13 protein-coding genes are annotated in these 16,540 nt (G+C 63.9%); 6 read left to right on the forward strand and 7 right to left on the reverse strand.

The genetic code is table 11. The features are described from left to right. Nucleotides 1-16: 16 nt before the first annotated feature. The 4 genes from recQ to WNY61_RS02095 all read left to right on the forward strand — a co-directional run bounded on the left by recQ (nucleotide 17) and on the right by WNY61_RS02095 (nucleotide 4,478). Nucleotides 17-2,062: a DNA helicase RecQ gene (gene recQ, locus WNY61_RS02080; RefSeq protein ID WP_342849791.1), complete on the forward strand. Its 2,046-nt coding sequence runs from the start codon at nucleotides 17-19 to the stop codon at nucleotides 2,060-2,062. 29 nt (nucleotides 2,063-2,091) lie between these two features. Then, the gene (gene yaaA / locus WNY61_RS02085; protein WP_342849792.1) at nucleotides 2,092-2,871 is read left to right on the forward strand and encodes a peroxide stress protein YaaA; all 780 of its coding nucleotides are present in this window, start codon (nucleotides 2,092-2,094) and stop codon (nucleotides 2,869-2,871) included. Between the two features lie 90 nt (nucleotides 2,872-2,961). Next, nucleotides 2,962-3,612, forward strand: a complete 651-nt coding sequence (locus WNY61_RS02090; RefSeq protein WP_342849793.1) for a DUF1007 family protein — start codon at nucleotides 2,962-2,964, stop codon at nucleotides 3,610-3,612. Continuing rightward, on the forward strand, nucleotides 3,597-4,478 hold the full coding sequence (locus WNY61_RS02095; protein ID WP_342849794.1) for a hypothetical protein: 882 nt from the start codon (nucleotides 3,597-3,599) through the stop codon (nucleotides 4,476-4,478). Before WNY61_RS02090 ends, WNY61_RS02095 begins: the two co-directional genes overlap by 16 nt. On the opposite strand, the gene WNY61_RS02100 is transcribed toward WNY61_RS02095, so the two are convergent. From WNY61_RS02100 to WNY61_RS02115, 4 genes are read right to left on the reverse strand one after another with little or no spacing between them, the layout of a single operon-like run. Beyond that, a complete protein-coding gene (locus tag WNY61_RS02100) occupies nucleotides 4,475-6,517 on the reverse strand; it encodes a hypothetical protein (protein WP_342849795.1) in 2,043 nt (680 codons plus the stop codon). The genes WNY61_RS02095 and WNY61_RS02100 overlap by 4 nt on opposite strands. Next, nucleotides 6,514-9,279 carry a DUF4159 domain-containing protein gene (locus WNY61_RS02105; RefSeq protein ID WP_342849796.1) on the reverse strand — a complete coding sequence of 922 codons (2,766 nt, stop codon included), beginning with the start codon at nucleotides 9,277-9,279 and terminating at the stop codon, nucleotides 6,514-6,516. The genes WNY61_RS02100 and WNY61_RS02105 overlap by 4 nt, the downstream gene beginning before the upstream one ends. Beyond that, nucleotides 9,276-10,163: a DUF58 domain-containing protein gene (locus WNY61_RS02110; RefSeq protein WP_342849797.1), complete on the reverse strand. Its 888-nt coding sequence runs from the start codon at nucleotides 10,161-10,163 to the stop codon at nucleotides 9,276-9,278. Before WNY61_RS02110 ends, WNY61_RS02105 begins: the two co-directional genes overlap by 4 nt. After that, on the reverse strand, nucleotides 10,160-11,167 hold the full coding sequence (locus tag WNY61_RS02115) for a MoxR family ATPase (RefSeq protein WP_342849798.1): 1,008 nt from the start codon (nucleotides 11,165-11,167) through the stop codon (nucleotides 10,160-10,162). The genes WNY61_RS02110 and WNY61_RS02115 overlap by 4 nt, the downstream gene beginning before the upstream one ends. Before the next feature lie 70 nt (nucleotides 11,168-11,237). Here WNY61_RS02115 and WNY61_RS02120 point away from each other — a divergent pair, with 70 nt between their 5' ends. Then, entirely contained in the window at nucleotides 11,238-11,813 is a 576-nt protein-coding gene (locus WNY61_RS02120; RefSeq protein WP_342849799.1) for a DUF1285 domain-containing protein, read from the forward strand. A gap of 19 nt (nucleotides 11,814-11,832) precedes the next feature. Then, complete coding sequence (locus WNY61_RS02125; RefSeq protein WP_342849801.1) at nucleotides 11,833-12,597, forward strand: TIM barrel protein; 765 nt, start codon at nucleotides 11,833-11,835, stop codon at nucleotides 12,595-12,597. On the opposite strand, the gene WNY61_RS02130 is transcribed toward WNY61_RS02125, so the two are convergent. From WNY61_RS02130 to polA, 3 genes are all read right to left on the reverse strand, one after another. After that, complete coding sequence (locus WNY61_RS02130; protein WP_342849993.1) at nucleotides 12,586-13,203, reverse strand: glutathione S-transferase; 618 nt, start codon at nucleotides 13,201-13,203, stop codon at nucleotides 12,586-12,588. The genes WNY61_RS02125 and WNY61_RS02130 overlap by 12 nt on opposite strands. 275 nt (nucleotides 13,204-13,478) lie before the next feature. Then, entirely contained in the window at nucleotides 13,479-13,685 is a 207-nt protein-coding gene (locus tag WNY61_RS02135; RefSeq protein WP_342849802.1) for a YdeI/OmpD-associated family protein, read from the reverse strand. Then, a complete protein-coding gene (polA, locus tag WNY61_RS02140) occupies nucleotides 13,685-16,483 on the reverse strand; it encodes a DNA polymerase I (protein ID WP_342849803.1) in 2,799 nt (932 codons plus the stop codon). Before polA ends, WNY61_RS02135 begins: the two co-directional genes overlap by 1 nt. Nucleotides 16,484-16,540 lie beyond the last annotated feature (57 nt).

Genomic DNA, 16,540 nt, shown 5'->3' on the forward strand with positions numbered 1-16,540 from the left:
ATCTTACAGGTTCCCCATGACAGGCGCTGCCACGCTTCTTCGTGATGTATTCGGTTTTGACGGGTTCCGCCCCGGCCAGCAAGAGATCGTTGAGGCGGTCACTGAGGGCGAGAACGTGCTCGCCATCATGCCCACGGGCGGCGGCAAGTCCTTATGTTTCCAACTGCCTGCGCTGATGCGCGAGGGGGTGACCGTGGTCATCAGCCCGCTCATTGCGCTGATGCGCGATCAGGTGCGTAGCCTGCAAGAGGCGGGCGTCGCGGCAGGCGCGCTGACCTCCGGCAACACGCCTGAGGAGACCGACGCAGTTTGGGAGGCGCTGGAGGCGGGCACCCTCAAACTGCTCTATATGGCCCCTGAACGGCTCGCCGCGGGCTCGGCCATGGGCATGTTGCGGCGCGTCGGCGTCAATCTGATCGCCGTGGACGAGGCGCATTGCGTCAGCCAATGGGGCCATGATTTCCGCCCCGATTACCTGCGCATCGGTGAATTGCGCCGCACGCTGAACGTGCCGCTGGCCGCCTTCACCGCCACGGCAGACGCTGAAACGCAGGTTGAGATCGTCGAGAAGCTGTTCGACGGCACCCCGCCGCGCGCCTTTCTGCGCGGCTTTGACCGGCCCAACATCCACCTCGCCTTTGCCGCCAAGAACAAACCACGCGATCAGATCCTGAACTTCGCCGCCGCCCGCAAGGGGCAGTCCGGCATCGTCTATTGCGGCACGCGGGCGAAGACCGAAGGGCTGGCCAAAGCGCTGCGTGATCAAGGGCAAATGGCGCTGCATTACCACGGCGGGATGGAGGCCGAAGACCGCCGCATCGCCGAGCGGCGGTTTCAGCAGGAAGACGGATTGATCGTCTGCGCCACGGTGGCCTTTGGCATGGGGATCGACAAGCCCGACATCCGCTGGGTCGCCCATGCAGATCTGCCCAAGTCGATAGAGGCCTATTATCAGGAAATCGGCCGCGCCGGGCGCGATGGTGCCCCGGCGGAAACGCTGACGCTTTTTGGCCCCGATGACATCCGCCTGCGCCGCTCCCAGATCGACGAAGGTCTCGCCCCGCCCGAACGCCGCGCGGCGGATCATGGGCGGTTGAACGCGCTGCTGGGGTTGGCCGAAGCGCTGGAATGTCGTCGCAAAACCCTGCTGGGCTATTTCGATGAGACTGAGATTACCTGCGGACGCTGCGACCTCTGCGACAGTCCTGCGGATGTGTTCGACGGCACCACGGCGGTACGCAAGGCGCTTTCGGCGATGTTGCGCACTGACGAATGGTTCGGCGCGGGTCATCTGATCGACATCCTTTTGGGCAACGAGACCGACAAGGTCCGCCAGCGCGGACATCAATCTTTGCCGACCTACGGCGTGGGCGGCGAATACAGCCGCAACGAATGGCAGGCAGTGTTCCGGCAAATGATGGGGCACGACCTCGTGCGCCCCGATGCCGAACGCCACGGCGCGCTGCGCATGACCGATGCCGCCCTGCCGATCCTGCGCGGTGAGGCGTCAATCAACCTGCGCCGCGACACGATCAAGGCGGCGGGGGCCATTCGGCGGCCAGCGGTTAAGGCGATGGTCAGCGATGAAGATGCGCCGCTGCTGTCGGCGCTTAAGGCCAAGCGCCGCGCATTGGCCGAGGCGGCGCGCGTGCCTGCCTATATCATCTTCACCGACCGCACCCTGATCGAGATGGCCGAGGCGCGACCGCAAAACCTTGATGCGATGGCGCGCATCGGCGGGGTCGGCGCGAAAAAGCTTGAGAACTACGGCGCGGCCTTTCTTGAAGTCATCAACGGCGAGGCACAGCCGATGCATAAGGCCCGGCGCAAGCTCGCGGGGCGTGAAGCGGGCAATGTCTATGACCAACTTTTGCAGGTGCAGGCCGATCTGGCGCGGGGCGAGCAGGGCACCGAGAAGCCGCTGAGCTGCTCTGCGGCGATGCTGGCAAAGGTGGCGCAACTGCGCAGCGCCGATCATTCTGCCATTGAACGGCTCTTGGGCGACAAACGCGCCGAACGCTTTGGCCCCGCCTTTCTGGACGTTCTGCGCGACGCGAGCTAGATCATCCGAAACGCTCGAAGGAGACTGCCATGCTCGTCGTTATTTCCCCTGCCAAACGCCTTGATTGGGCCGAGCGCGATGTCGCCGTCACCCAGCCTGATTTTCAGGAGGATGCGGTGCGGCTGGCGACAACGGCGCGCAATCTCACCTTGGGCGATCTGAAAAAACTGATGGGGCTGAGCGACGATCTGGCCCGTCTCAACCGCGACCGGTTTCAGGCGTTTGAGGCTGAGCCCGCCGCCGACACCACCCGCCCCGCCGCGTTGGCCTTTGCGGGCGACACCTATCAAGGGCTAGAGGCCGCGAGCCTAGATGCGGACGAGTTGACCTATGCGCAAGACCACCTGCGCATCCTCTCGGGCCTCTACGGTGTGCTGCGCCCGCTGGATGCGATCCAAGCCTACCGTCTGGAGATGGGCAGCAAGCTGAAAACCCGGCGAGGTAGTAACCTCTATAACTATTGGCGAGATGGCCTGTCCAAGGCGCTGAACGCGCAGGCGGAGGCGACGGGCAGTGAGGTCCTGATTAACTGTGCGAGCCAAGAATACTTCGGTGCGGTTGACCTGAAGGCTTTGAAACTGGAGGTCATCACGCCGCAGTTCATGGAAGACAAAGGCGACGGCAAGGGGCCGAAAATTGTCAGCTTTTTTGCCAAAAAAGCGCGCGGGGCCATGGCGCGGTATATCGTGCAGCACCGGGTGAATGATCCGCAGGGGCTGCAGGACTTCGACAGCGGCGGCTATGCTTATCAGCCGGGGGCCTCAACGCCCGAACGCCCAGTTTTTGTACGCCCCTATCCGTCGGCCTGATCCGGGGCGGGGGGCCAATGGGCGCGATCCCGCCATTCGCCGCCCGCCGGGCAATTGCTGCGATTGGCGAAGGGGGGTAGACCTAGCACCATGAAATACCCGCTTGTCACCGCCGCCCTTCTTGCCTGCGCCACACCCCTTGGCGCGCATCCGCATATCTTTGTCGATACCGGCCTTGAGGTGATCGTCGACGCCGAGGGGCGCTTGACCCACCTGCGGATCACTTGGGCCTATGATGAATTCTATTCGCTGCTGGTGACCGAGGATCGCGGTCTTGATCCCGATTACGACGGCGTACTGACCGAGACGGAGGTGGCCTCTCTCAACGGGTTCGACATGCAGTGGGTCGAAGGTTTCAACGGCGATACCGTGCTGCTGAACGGCACCGAAGAGGTCGCCCTTTCCGGCCCGCAGGAGGTGACGACGACCTTCTCTGAAGGGCGGATCATCACCACCCATTTGCGCGCGGTTGAAGGCGATGTGCCTGACGCGAAGGGGCTGGTGATCAAACCCTATGATCCGACCTATTACACCGCCTATGAGGTCGCGAGCAAAGTCGGCATCGAAGGCAATGACAACTGTCGTGCGCGGGTCAAAATGCCGGACATGAGCGCCGATCTCCGCGCCTTGCAGGCTGATCTGAGCGCTTTGGATGCGAATACCGATCCGGGCGATGTGGGGCTGCCGGAAATCGGCGAAGCCTTGGCCAATGAAGTGGTGATCACATGCGCCGCATTATAGCGCTGGCCGCCTTGGCGACCTTGCTGGCGCTGGCGGCATTGTGGTGGACGGGCGGCTTTAACGCGCTGGCGCATTGGGCGGCGGGGCAACAACGCGGGTTTCAAAACAGCATCGCCTCCGGACTGCGCGCCACCCGGGGCGGCGATGTGGCGGCGTTTTGGACGGTGCTGCTGGCGTCATTTGCCTATGGGGTGGTCCATGCGGCGGGGCCGGGGCACGGCAAGATCGTGATCGGCGGCTATGGGCTGGCGCGGGCTGTGCCGATGCTGCGGCTGTCGCTGATCGCTCTGGCGGCGTCTTTGGGGCAGGCGGTGATGGCTGTGGCCGTGGTCTATGCGGGGATCTTGCTGCTGGGTCTTGGACGGGAGGCGCTGGTGGGGGTGACCGAAGACATCATGGCCCCGGCGAGCTATGGGGCGATTGCCCTAATTGGGCTCTGGCTCATCTGGCGGGGGCTGCGCCATGCGCGGCAGGAAACGGCGCCCACCGGCGAAGCGGTATGCAATCATTGCGGCCATGCGCATGGCCCCAGCGTAGAGCAGGTGCAGCAGGCGGGCAATCTGCGCGATGCGCTGCTTTTAATCGGTGGGATTGCCATTCGTCCCTGCACCGGGGCGTTGTTTGTGTTGGTCATCACTTGGCATATGGGGATCGGCGGCGTCGGTGTGTTGGGGGCTTTTGCTATGGCTTTCGGCACCGGGTTGGTCACCATCGCCACCGGGCTAGCGGCGACGGGTTTGCGGACGGGTTTGTTGGGCGGTCTCGCCGGCTCACCCCGGCTTGCGCAGGCCGCTGCGGTTGCGGAACTCACGGCGGGACTGGTTGTCGTCACGCTGGCCAGCGGCCTTTTGATGCGCGCGCTTTAACGACGCCCTTCGCGCAGCCAAGCGGCGGTGATGAACAGCGCCGATAGCAGCAGCACCAGCCAGCCCGGCAGCAGTGCCGTTTGCCGAACATCACGCGTCTCATAGGCGCCCCGCGGGGTCAGCCCTAACCAGCCGCGCCCGGCAGCGGGGCGGCCAAGCCGCACATCGCGCAGACGCGGCAGCCCGTCTTCCACCCGCGCCACACCGCCGCGCAAGGCGTCGATGACCGGGCGCAGGGCTCCGTCGCTGGCAATCGTCTCAACAAACTCGCGCGGGGCGGCTGGGCCAAGGCCGATCACGGTGACCTCATCGCCATTTTCGAGCCGGTAGAGGCCGATCTCTTCGCCGGTATACTCAGCCTCAAAGCGCCCCGGCCCGGCGGGGGAGAGGGGCAGTTCGGTGGTGCTGCCATCAGGAGCGGTGATCGTGACAGGGGGCACCGTTTCATCCAGGGTCCGGCGGGTGATACGCATGGTACGCCCCTGCGCGGTGGCGGTCAGCGCCTCTTCCTCAAGCTCGGGTTCTTTCATCATCCAATGGGCCAGACGGCGCAGCAGTTCTAGCTGCGGGCCGCCGCCCTCATAGCCCCGGTTCCAAAGCCATGCGTGATCCGAGGCCAAGAGCGCCACGCGGCCTTCCTCTACGCGGTCCAATACAAGCAAGGGACGGTCGTCTGCGCCAGTCATCACCACGTCGCCGCGTTCTGCTGTAACATCAATCTGGCGCAGCCACCGGCCCCAGTCGCCCTTGCCCGGCAGGTCAGCGGTGACGGGGTGCCGCTGACCGATGTCGGTCACGACGGGGGGAAAGGCCTCCTCCAGCACCCGCGCGGTGGGGGTGGCGGGCAGGACCGTACCAAGCGGCGAGCGATAGAGGCTGTCAGCACTGGCGAAATCGGGTCCGGCGGCGACCAGCACCGCGCCGCCGTTGCGCACATATTGCGCCACGTTATCGAGGTAGAGCGCAGGCAAGATGCCGCGCCGCTGATAGCGGTCAAAGATGATCAGGTCGAAATCGTCGATCTTATCCATGAACAATTCGCGGGTCGGGAAAGCGATCAGCGATAGCTCATTGACCGGCACGCCGTCCTGTTTGTCGGGCGGTCTGAGAATCGTGAAATGCACCAGATCGACTGAGCTGTCGGACTTCAGCAGGTTGCGCCATGTGCGCCCGCCGGGGTGCGGTTCGCCGGAGACCAGCAGCACGCTCAGCCGATCACGCACTCCGTTCATCTGGATCAACGCGGCGTTGTTGCGATCGGTCAGCTCGCCCTCAGCCTCGGGCAGGGAGAAACGGATCACATTGCGCCCGCCGTGGGGCAGGGTCACAGGCAGGTCGATGTCTTGGCCCACAGGAACATTAAAGCTTTGCGGTTCCTCGCCATCGACAGAGATATCAAGCTGGGTCAAGCCGCCACTTTCAGGCGCAGCGCCCAGATCATCGATGCGCAGGGTCAGGGTCACAGGCTCCCCGATAATGGCAAAGGCTGGGGCATTGCGCACGGTCAGGCGGCGGTCCCAATCCTCCGCAAGTCCCGTTTGCAACAGGTGCAGCGGTGCGGGCAAGTCAAGCGGCAGGTCGGCGTCATGCACGCGACCATCGCTGACGGCCAGAATGCCTGCGATGCGCGAACGCGGTTCCTCGGCCAGTGTATCGGCCAGTGTGGTCATCAGCCGTGTGCCTGCATCTTCGGCCCCGTCGGGCACGGTGATGCGGCGCAATTCGGTATTGGGGCGCGCGGTGATGCGCGCGGCCATGGCGTCGGCGGCTGTACCGGTTTGCGCGGCGCGGTCGCTGAGCCGTTGGCTCGCGCTTTCATCTTCAAGCAGCAACACGATGTCGCTCAGCGGAGCGCGGTCTTCGGTCTGGTAGGAGGGGCCAGCCAATGCGGCGAGCACGACCACGGCTGCCAGCCCCCGCAGCGCCCAGCCTGATAGCCCGCGCCAGACGGCCAGCAGAACGCCTAGGGTCGCCAACACCCCAAGCGCGATCAGCAGCACCAGCGGGATCATCGGGTCAAAGATTACCGTTCCGGTCATTGGCCCAACCTGTCGAGCAGCGCAGGCACATGGACCTGATCGGATTTATAATTGCCGGTCAGCACATGCATCACAAGGTTCACGCCAAAGCGGTAGGCCAACTCGCGCTGCCGCTCTCCGGCATAGCCGCGCCCGATGGGCAGCAAAGGCGCGCCATCGCGACGCACGGCCCAAGCGGCGGCCCAATCGTTGCCGCCGATCACCACGGGCGTCACCCCATCATTGAGGTTGCGAAACGGCATGCCCTCGATCCGTTCGGCGTCGGGCGGGGCGGCCTCAACCCAGACATCGCGGCTGCTGTAGCGGCCCGGGTAATCTTGCAGCAAATAGAAGGTGCGGGTCAGTACATGGTCACCGGGCAGCGGCTCAAGCGGCGGAATGTCGAGCGGCGCTGCAAGTTCTTGCAGTTTGCGCCCGTTCGGGCTGGCGGCGCCATAGCTCGCGATGTCTGCATCACGGGTGTCAAAGAGGATTAGTCCGCCCGAGCGGAGGTAGTCGTTCAGCTTGCCATAAGCCTCGGTCGATGGCTGTGGCTGCTCGGGGGTGACGGGCCAATAGAGGATCGGGAAGAACGCCAATTCGTCTTGTTCCAGATCGACACCGGTGGGCAGGGCAGGCTCCACCGTTGTGCGGAAATAGAGCGTGTCCGACAGGCCGGTCAGCCCGGCGCGCGCAACCTCGTCTACATCAGCGTTGCCGGTCAGCACATGGGCCAGCGTGACTTCGGAGGCTGAGCGGATGGCAAAGCTTTCAGGATCAGTCTCCTGCGCGTCCCCCATCTGTGGCAAACCCAGCCCCAAGACCAGTGCTAAGGTCCCGGTCGAGCGGCGCAGCAGCAGGCCCGAAAGGGCGAGGGAGGCCAGCACATCGGCAACCAGCAGCAGGATCGCGAGGCTCAAAAGCGCCCCGGCTAGCGGCTGTTCCGGGGGCAACGTAAGGCCACGAAGCGGCACATCGGCAGGCCAAGCGGCGGGGGTGAGAGTGGTCTCTTCGGTCAGTACATTGCGCGCCAGCCGCCGCTCTTCGGACCCGTAGATGCCGGGTGGCAAAGCGGGTCCAGCGAGGGCCGAAATCAAGTCGGGCCCCGCGACACCGGGCAGGTTCCCAGCATCCGATAGGGTTCCGAAACCATCCATCACCCGCAGCGGGGTCCATGTGGTACCCTCAAGGCTGCCGGCCTCGGGCGTGCTGGCGCCAGAGGACACAGCCAGCCGCTCCATCATTTGCACAAAAAGGCCCGAGAGCGGCAAGGTCGACCATTCCGCCGTGGCGGTAACGTGGAAGAGCACGATTTGCCCCTGACCCACCGCCTTGCGCGTGACCAGCGGTGTGCCGTCGCTAAGTGACGCAATCACCCGGTCGGCCAGCGTCGGGTCGGGTTGGGCCACGACCTGCGCGGAAACAGTCACGTCATCTGGCACCGGCAGGCCGAAGAAAGGCGAGCCGTTGCGGAAAGGGGCCAGCGCCTTCGGTTCGCCCCAAGACATAGCCCCGCCCACGCTGCGCCCCCCGGCGCGCAGGCGCACGGGCATCAGCGGGTCTTCGTCGATACGGCTCACGTCACTGGCGGCGATGCGCGGCCCGGCAAAGCGGATCAGCATGCCGCCCGCGTCGATCCATTCTTGCAGTGGCTCTGCCTCGGCGGGGCTAAGCGTGGCGACATCGGCCAGCACGATCACATCGGGGTTGGCGGGCAGCACATCGGTCAGGGTGCCGTCGATCAAATCTGCATTCGGGGCCAGCGCCTGTTCGATGTAGTGCAGCGGAGAGAGCAGTTGCAGCCCCTCCTGCGCCCCGCGCCCGCCGATCAGCGCAACCTCACGGCGGCGCAGCCCGTCATCGACCAAGGTGCGCGCTCCGGCAGAGCGTTGGCCCGCGATATCGAAAGAGGTCAGCCGCGCGCGCATCTCGGCGGGTAGGGAGAGTGAGGTGCCGGCCTCGGTCGCGCCCGCCTCGAAACGTGCATTTGCAGTGGCAAGCACGCGGGCATTGCCTGCCGGATCGCGGCCATTGGCCTGCACCACGGCCTCGCGTTCCGGGCCGGGAGTGGCGCGGCGCAAGGTGAGGTCGATCGCGCCATCTTGGTAGACGGCGGGGGCGATGCCGATGACATTGCTGGCCGATTGATGCACCTCAACCGCGCCTTTGGCTTGCAGCGCGGCGAGCAGGTCATCGCGGCCCGGATAGTCCAAGCCATCGCTGAACCACATCGTGTCAAAGGCGGGCAGGTCTGCCATGATCTCAGTCGCGCGGGTGATCTCTTCCGGGGCAGGTTGCCACGGCGCGGGTGTGAGCCCGGCAAGGCGACTGCGCCATGCGTCGGCGGATTGAAAGGTCGGCACCTGCGGGTCGGTCAGGGTCAGGATGCCCACCGTCCGCTCGGCCCGCCCGGCACGGGTCAGTTGCGCATCGACGGCGGCCAATTGGCGATCCCAGCCGCTGGCCCCGGCCCATGAGCCATCAAGCACCATCAAGAGCGGACCACTGCCCTGTTCTGCCTCGGCCTGAGGGTTCAGCACCGGCCCGGCGAGGCCAACGATGATCGCAGCCACGGCCAGCATCCGCAGCAAAAGCAGCCACCACGGGGTGCGGTCTGAAGTGCTTTCATCATCTGCCAGCCCCAAGAGCAGCGCGACGCCGGGAAAGCGGCGGCGGATCGGCGCGGGGGGCACGGCGCGCAGGATCAGCCAGAGGATCGGCAGCGCCAGCAGGGCCAGCAACAGCCAAGGCGCGGTGAAACCGATGCCGCCAAAGACGCTCATGCAGCACTCCCCTGCCGCGCGTCCAGCGCGCCAAAGAGCCACAGCAGCGCCGATTGCGCCGAAGCATCCGTGTGGTGCAGCCCATAGCGCCAGCCGGTGCGGGCGCAGAGTTGCTGCAACGCGTCTTTGCGTGCCGCCAGTCGGTTGAGATAGCGGTCGCGCAGGTCGTTCGCCTTGAGCGTCTCATGGCGCAGAGTGCCGCCGACGCTCTCAAAGATGGTACGGCCCGCGAAGGGGAAGGCTTCCTCTGCCGGGTCGAGCAGATGATAAAGCACGCCGCGCACGCCACGATCGGCGGCTTTGGTCAATGCAGTCTGCACCGGTTCAAGATCGCCCATGAAATCCGAGATGAAGATCGCCCGCGCATGGGGGATCATGCCGCGGTGTTCGGGCGGGGCATACTCGCGGTCATCCTCGCGGCAAAGAAATTCGGCCAGACGCAGCACCTGCGGGTTGCCGCGCCGAGGGGGCAGGGCGGTCCCGGTAAGGCCCACACGCTCGCCGCCGCGCAGCAGCAGGATCGACAGAGCCAGCCCCAGCAACCGTGCGCGATCCGCCTTATCGGGCAGCCCTTTGTCAGAGGCAAAGCGCATCGAAGCGCCCTGATCTACCCAGAGCATAAGCGATTGCGCAATCTGCCATTCCCGCTCGCGCACGAACTCCTGATCGCCACGCGCCGAGCGTCGGTGATCAATCATGCGGCGGCTGTCGCCCATCTGCGCGGGACGGTATTGCCAGAAATCATCCCCAGACCCCGCGCGGCGACGGCCATGAGCACCGGGCAACACGGCGCCTGCCAAATGCTCGGACCGCGCCAAAAGCGCGGGAAGCCGGGCCGCCTCGCCCTCGGCGTCGGCCCTGAGGGATAGGGGGGAATGAGTCACGCGGCGGCCTTTTTCCCGATCAGCCGGGCGGCGGTGTCGTCGATCAGTGCTTGCAGGCTGTCGCCCCGCGCGCGGGCTGCGAAATTAAGCGCCATACGGTGGCTTAGCACTGGGCGGGCCATGGCCAAGACATCCTCAGCCGAGGGGGCAAGCCGCCCGTCAAGCAGGGCGCGGGCACGCACTGTCATCATCAGCGCCTGCGCGGCGCGTGGTCCCGGGCCCCAAGCGACACTGTCGCGCACCGCAGGGGTGGCCTCGGGTTCACCGGGGCGGAAGGCGCGGACAAGATCAAGGATCAGCTCCACCACACTGTCGCCCACGGGCATTCGCCGCAACAGGTTCTGCGCGGCCAGCAGATCGTCGGTCGAGAAGACAGGCTGCACCGCGCCGTCTTCCACACCCGTTGTGGTAATCAGAATGTCCCGCTCCGTCGCGCGGTCGGGGTAGGCCACGTCGATCTGCACGAGGAAACGGTCGAGTTGCGCTTCGGGCAGCGGGTAGGTGCCTTCTTGTTCAATCGGGTTTTGGGTGGCGAGCACGTGGAAAGGCTGGCCGAGCGCGCGGTCTTGGCCCGCGACAGTAACTGTCTTTTCCTGCATCGCCTGCAAAAGGGCAGATTGCGTGCGCGGGCTGGCGCGGTTGATCTCATCGGCCATCAGCAATTGGCAAAAGATCGGCCCCTCGATAAAGCGAAAGGCGCGGCTGCCATCGGGCGCGGTGTCGAGCACTTCGGAACCCAGAATATCGGCGGGCATTAGATCGGGCGTGAATTGCACGCGGTTGCCGTGCAGCCCCATGACGGTGCTCAAAGTCTCGACCAAACGAGTCTTGCCCAAGCCTGGCAGACCAATCAGCAGCCCGTGCCCGCCGCACAGCAGCGCGGTCAGCGCGAGGTCGACAACCTGTTCTTGCCCGACGAACCGCCCGGTGATCGATTGCTTGGCCTCTGCCAGCTTTTCGGTCAGCGCTTCGATTTGCGCGATCAGATCATCCGCTTCGGCCATGACATTTCTTTCCCCGGAGTTATATCTTTCAGGTGTAAGTGTATCGCGACCAAAGGGAATGGCAAAACCAATGAGCGGACAAAATACCGTGACACCCACCGCAGACAGCCTCATCGCAGCTGCCAAAGCTGCAAAAACGCGCGGAACACCGCCGTTGGAGAAGTGGAATCCAGAATTCTGCGGCGATCTGGACATGCAGATCAAGCGTGACGGAACGTGGTTCTATCAGGGCACGCCGATTGGCCGGATCGGGATGGTCAAACTCTTTGCGTCGATTCTCTGGCGGGAGGGGGACGACTATTTCCTGAAAACGCCGGTTGAGAAGGTGGGCATTACGGTCGAAGATGCGCCTTTCGTCGCCGTGGACTTTGAGGTTGAGGGCGAAGGCGAGGCGCAGCAGTTGCGGTTTATCACCAATCTAGACGATGTGGCCGAAGCGGGGCCGGAGCATCCGATCCGCGTGGTGCGCGATGAGGAGACAGGCGAGCCGTCGCCCTATGTGCTTGTGCGCCGGAACCTTGAGGCGCTGATCGATCGCAAGAGCTTTTACCGCTTGGTCGATCTCGGCCAGCATCGCGATGGCTGGTTTGGTGTCTGGTCGGGCGGGGAATTCTTTGGCATCATCCCGTCGGAGGACCTGCCATAAGAACGCCGAAAGACCCTGAATGCCGATAACCCCTGCCGCCAATCTGTCGTTGCTCTGGGCCGAGTTGCCCTATCTTGACCGGTTCGACGCGGCGGCTCAGGCAGGGTTTGGTGCGGTTGAGGTGTTGTTTCCCTATGATGTACCCGCGAAGGAGACGCAGCGAGCGTTGCTGCGCAATGGTATTGAGCTTGTGCTGATTAACGCGCCGCCGCCGAATTATACGTGCGGCGCGCCGGGATTTGCCGCCATTCCGGGCGGGGAGGCGCGTTTCGCTCATGATATGCGCCGCGTCTGGCGTTATGTGGAAGCCCTGCGGCCCAAGATGGTCCATGTCATGGCTGGAGAAGCAGAGGGGCCAGCTGCAGCCGCTACCTTTGTGGAAAACCTCAAGCATGCGTCAGCAGAGGCACCGCCGGGCGTGACCCTGATGATCGAGCCGCTTTGTCCGCAGGCCAAGCCGGGGTATTTCCTGAATGATTACGCACAGGCCGCTGATCTATTGGCAGCGGTAAATGCACCGAATGTGGCGCTGCAGTTCGATAGTTTTCACGCACAGATGATCCACCGCGATGCGGTGGCGGTGTTTGAGAAGTACCGCCAGTCGATCCGCCATGTGCAGCTGGGGGATACGCCTGACCGCGGTGCGCCGGGCACAGGGGCGGTGGATTTCGACGCGCTGTTTTCAGCACTTCGCGCGGGCTATGACGGTTTTGTTAGTGGTGAGTATCACCCGGGCGGGGCCACGGAAGACACGCTGGGTTGGGTTGCGGCGCTAAGGGAATGAGGTTGGCGCATCGTCCGTCTGCCATTGCGGATATTTCGTCATGATGTTTTCGAACCGGGGTGACGCGAGAAAGCGATCGAGCCAGTCGCGCAACGCGGGCCAGTCCTGTGCGTCGAACCATGGGCGGTCGATAAAGGCGAATTGCCGCACGAAGGGAAGGATCGCGTAGTCGGCCAGCGTCGGGCGGTCGAAAATCCAATCGCCTAGTTGCGCGTCGAGGTCTTGGAGAAAGGCGCTGGCCTTGCTGCGCTGGGCCTCGGGGTCTTCGTTTGGGTAGCGCGTGGCGTATTTCGTGCGGTCGAGCGCGTCTTTGAACGGGCCATCGGCGCGGGTGATCCAATCATGCCCCTCGGGTGGCATGTCGAGCCACCCTTCGGGGTCGTTTGCGGCCAGCGCCCATTTCATGATGTCGAGGCTTTCGTCGATGGGGCCGTTTTCCGTCACGAGGCATGGCACGGTCGCGGTGGGGGAGGCTTTGAGGAAGGCTTCGGGTTTGTCGCGCAGAACCACTTCGCGCAGATGGACTGGCGTGCTGGAAGCGGCAATCGCGAGGCGCGCGCGCATGGCGTAGGGGCAGCGGCGGAAGGAATAGAGGATTGGGGTCATGGGGTGTGAATAGCGGAAATAGCTGTGGAATTCTATGCGGTGACGACAGGGTGTGCCACCCGGCCCGGAATAAAGCCGTACGCGCCGGGCCATCGCCTGCCCGCCCGTCACGCCAAAGGCGTGCCAGAATATGATGGGCGTACCTCAGGTGCGACCGAGTAGGCGATTTGGAGAGGCTGGGTGCGACATTGCGATGACACATCATGGCTGAACCATAAAGTGGCAGTAAACGGCGCTGTGATCGCCGACCCGCGGGCAGGCGATGGCCCTCCGCATTACTGAAACGGTGTCGGCGGCATGCCCTTACCGGCAAAGCGCGCCACATCATCGACTCGTTTCGACCGCGCGGTCGTCGTTCGTGCGCTGTCGATCCAAGCCAGCGCATCTTCGCGCAGCTCGGCGCTGTAGCTGTCCCAACCTGCCTGCGCGCCGGTCTCTTCCAGCGCTTGGGCGAGGTCTTCGGGAAGGTCTGCTTGGTCCATCAATGCGCATCCGCCCAGTTTGCGCCAACGCCTGCATCTACGGTCAGTTTTACGTCCAGCTTCACCACCGGGTCATTGGCATTTTCCATCACCTCACGCGCGGCTGTTATCAGCGCGTCTTCGGCCCCTTTTTCCACCTCGAACAGCAGTTCGTCGTGCACCTGCAACAGCATCGTCGCGGGCAGATCGTCAATTGCCTCAGGCATGCGGATCATGGCGCGGCGGATCACATCAGCAGCGGTGCCTTGGATCGGCGCGTTGATCGCGGCGCGGGCGGCAAAACCTGCCTGTGGCCCCTTGGCACCGATGTTGGGCGTGTTGATCTTGCGGCCAAAGAGCGTCTGCACATAGCCGTGCTCTTTGGCGAAGGCCTTGGTGTCGTCCATGTAGGTGCGGATGCCGGGGAAACGTTCGAAATAGCGGTCGATGAAACCCTGCGCCTCGGCCCGTGGAATGCGCAGGTTGCGCGCGAGGCCAAAGCCGGAGATGCCGTAGATCACCCCGAAGTTAATGGCCTTTGCGTTGCGGCGGATTTCCGGGGTCATCTGGTCCATCGGCACGTCAAACATCTCTGAGGCGGTCATGGCGTGAATGTCATCGCCGCGCTCAAAGGCTTCCTTGAGTGCGTCGATCTGGGCGATATGTGCCAGAATGCGCAACTCGATCTGGCTGTAGTCCAACGCCACAAGCACCTTGCCTTCGGGGGCGACAAAAGCCTCGCGGATGCGGCGGCCTTCTTCAGAGCGGATCGGGATGTTTTGCAGGTTCGGATCGGTCGAGGCCAAACGGCCCGTCGCCGCGCCGGCGATGGAGTAGCAGGTGTGTACGCGGCCCGTGTCGGCGTTTACATGGTCCTGCAGCGCGTCGGTATAGGTCGACTTCAGCTTGGACAGCTGCCGCCAGTCCAGCACCCGGCGGGCGAGGTCATGTTCGGTTGCCAGATCCTCCAGCACATCCGCACCGGTGGAATATTTACCGGTCTTGCCCTTCTTGCCGCCATCAAGCCCCATCTTGCCGAACAGGATTTCACCAAGTTGCGCCGGGGAGCCTACGTTGAAGGTCTCTCCGGCCAGCTCGTGGATATCGGCTTCGAGCCCCGCCATCTTTTGGGCAAAGGCATTAGACATGCGGCTGAGCGTGTCGCGATCCACCAATATCCCGGCGCGTTCCATCTGCGCCAGCACTGGCACCAACGGGCGCTCAAGCGTTTCATAAACTTTGGTGACTTCGGCGCGGTGCAACTGCGGCTTGAACAACTTCCAAAGCCGGAGGGTCACATCGGCGTCTTCGGCGGCATAGGGTACCGCGTCTTCCATTGGCACCTTGTCGAAGGTCACGGCAGATTTGCCACTGCCCAAAAGCGGTTTGATCGGCAGGGGCGTGTGGCCGAGGTAACGCTCAGAAAGCGTGTCCATCCCATGCCCGTGCAGCCCCGCGTGCATCGCGTAGGACATCAGCATCGTGTCATCTATGGGTGCCACGGTGATGCCCAACTGAGCAAAGATTTTGCCGTCGTATTTCATGTTTTGCCCGATTTTCAGGATCGCGGGATCCTCCAGCATCGGGGTCAGCAGTTGCAGCGCCTCTTCGAAGGGCATCTGGCCGGGAGCGAGGTCATCGGAGCCGAAGAGGTCATCGCTGCGGCTGGCTTTGTGGGTCAGCGGGATGTAGCAGGCCTGCCCCGGTTCCACGGAGAGCGAGACGCCGACCAGTTCCGCCGTCAACTCATCAAGGCCGGTGGTTTCGGTATCGACCGCGACATAGCCAACCTCGTAAATCCGGTCGAGCCAGACGCGCAGGGCCTCGGCATCGCTGACCTGCTCGTATTTGCTATGGTCGAAAGGCACATCGGCGATCTGTGGGGCGTCTGCCACGGCAGGTGCTGGCGCTTCGGGGATCGCGGGCGCTTCGCGGCCCAGCACCTCGGCCACGCGTTTTGACAGGGTGCGGAATTCCATTTCCGACAGGAAGCCCAGCAGTTGCTCCGGGTCCGGGTCGCGAACCTCAAGATCGTCAATGGTGAAATCAATCGGGGTGTTTTCATCCAGCAAGACGAGGCTGCGGCTCAGACGGATTTGCTCGGCATGGTCAATCAGCGTCTGGCGGCGCTTGGGCTGTTTAATCTCGCCCGCGCGTTCCAGCAGTGCGTCCAAGTCGCCGTATTCGTTGATAAGCATTGCCGCCGTTTTGATGCCGATGCCGGGCGCGCCGGGCACGTTGTCGACCGAATCGCCCGCCAGCGCCTGCACATCGACGACGCGCTCGGGATAGACGCCGAATTTCTCGAACACCCCATCGCGGTCGATGGTCTTGTTCTTCATCGCGTCCAGCATCTCGACCCCGTCGCCGACCAGCTGCATCAAATCCTTGTCGGAGCTGATGATGGTGCAGCGGCCCCCGGCAGCGCGGGCTTGAACGGCGAGGGTGGCGATGATGTCATCTGCCTCGTATCCCTCAAGTTCTTTGCAGGCGATGTTGAAGGCAGCGGTGGCGGTGCGGGTCAGCGGAATCTGCGGGCGCAGGTCTTCGGGCATGGCTTCGCGGTTGGCCTTGTACTGGTCGTACATGTCGTTGCGGAAGGTATGGCTGCCCTTATCGAAAATCACGGCGACATGGGTCGGCGCATCAGGGCCGGTGTTGCCCTCAACATAGCGGTGCAGCATGTTGCAAAAGCCCGCCACGGCCCCGATGGGAATGCCGTCGGATTTGCGCGTCAGCGGCGGCAGGGCGTGATAGGCGCGAAAGATGAAGGCCGAGCCGTCGATCAGATGCAGGTGGTGGCCTTTGCCGAATGTCATATGAATGCTCCGCTGGATTGGCGACCCTTTTGCCACGAAGCATGGCCCACGACCAGA

Origin of the sequence: Sulfitobacter sp. AS92, from assembly GCF_038900015.1 — a bacterium.
Classification (GTDB): domain Bacteria; phylum Pseudomonadota; class Alphaproteobacteria; order Rhodobacterales; family Rhodobacteraceae; genus Sulfitobacter.

What these genes read in the sequence shown, in the direction of transcription:
- recQ (WP_342849791.1), top strand. Translation starts at nt 17, where the DNA reads ATGACAGGCGCTGCCACGCTTCTTCGTGATGTATTCGGTTTTGACGGG.
- yaaA (WP_342849792.1), top strand. Translation starts at nt 2,092, where the DNA reads ATGCTCGTCGTTATTTCCCCTGCCAAACGCCTTGATTGGGCCGAGCGC.
- WNY61_RS02090 (WP_342849793.1), top strand. Translation starts at nt 2,962, where the DNA reads ATGAAATACCCGCTTGTCACCGCCGCCCTTCTTGCCTGCGCCACACCC.
- WNY61_RS02095 (WP_342849794.1), top strand. Translation starts at nt 3,597, where the DNA reads ATGCGCCGCATTATAGCGCTGGCCGCCTTGGCGACCTTGCTGGCGCTG.
- WNY61_RS02100 (WP_342849795.1), bottom strand. Translation starts at nt 6,517, where the DNA reads ATGACCGGAACGGTAATCTTTGACCCGATGATCCCGCTGGTGCTGCTG.
- WNY61_RS02105 (WP_342849796.1), bottom strand. Translation starts at nt 9,279, where the DNA reads ATGAGCGTCTTTGGCGGCATCGGTTTCACCGCGCCTTGGCTGTTGCTG.
- WNY61_RS02115 (WP_342849798.1), bottom strand. Translation starts at nt 11,167, where the DNA reads ATGGCCGAAGCGGATGATCTGATCGCGCAAATCGAAGCGCTGACCGAA.
- WNY61_RS02120 (WP_342849799.1), top strand. Translation starts at nt 11,238, where the DNA reads ATGAGCGGACAAAATACCGTGACACCCACCGCAGACAGCCTCATCGCA.
- WNY61_RS02125 (WP_342849801.1), top strand. Translation starts at nt 11,833, where the DNA reads ATGCCGATAACCCCTGCCGCCAATCTGTCGTTGCTCTGGGCCGAGTTG.
- WNY61_RS02130 (WP_342849993.1), bottom strand. Translation starts at nt 13,203, where the DNA reads ATGACCCCAATCCTCTATTCCTTCCGCCGCTGCCCCTACGCCATGCGC.
- WNY61_RS02135 (WP_342849802.1), bottom strand. Translation starts at nt 13,685, where the DNA reads ATGGACCAAGCAGACCTTCCCGAAGACCTCGCCCAAGCGCTGGAAGAG.
- polA (WP_342849803.1), bottom strand. Translation starts at nt 16,483, where the DNA reads ATGACATTCGGCAAAGGCCACCACCTGCATCTGATCGACGGCTCGGCC.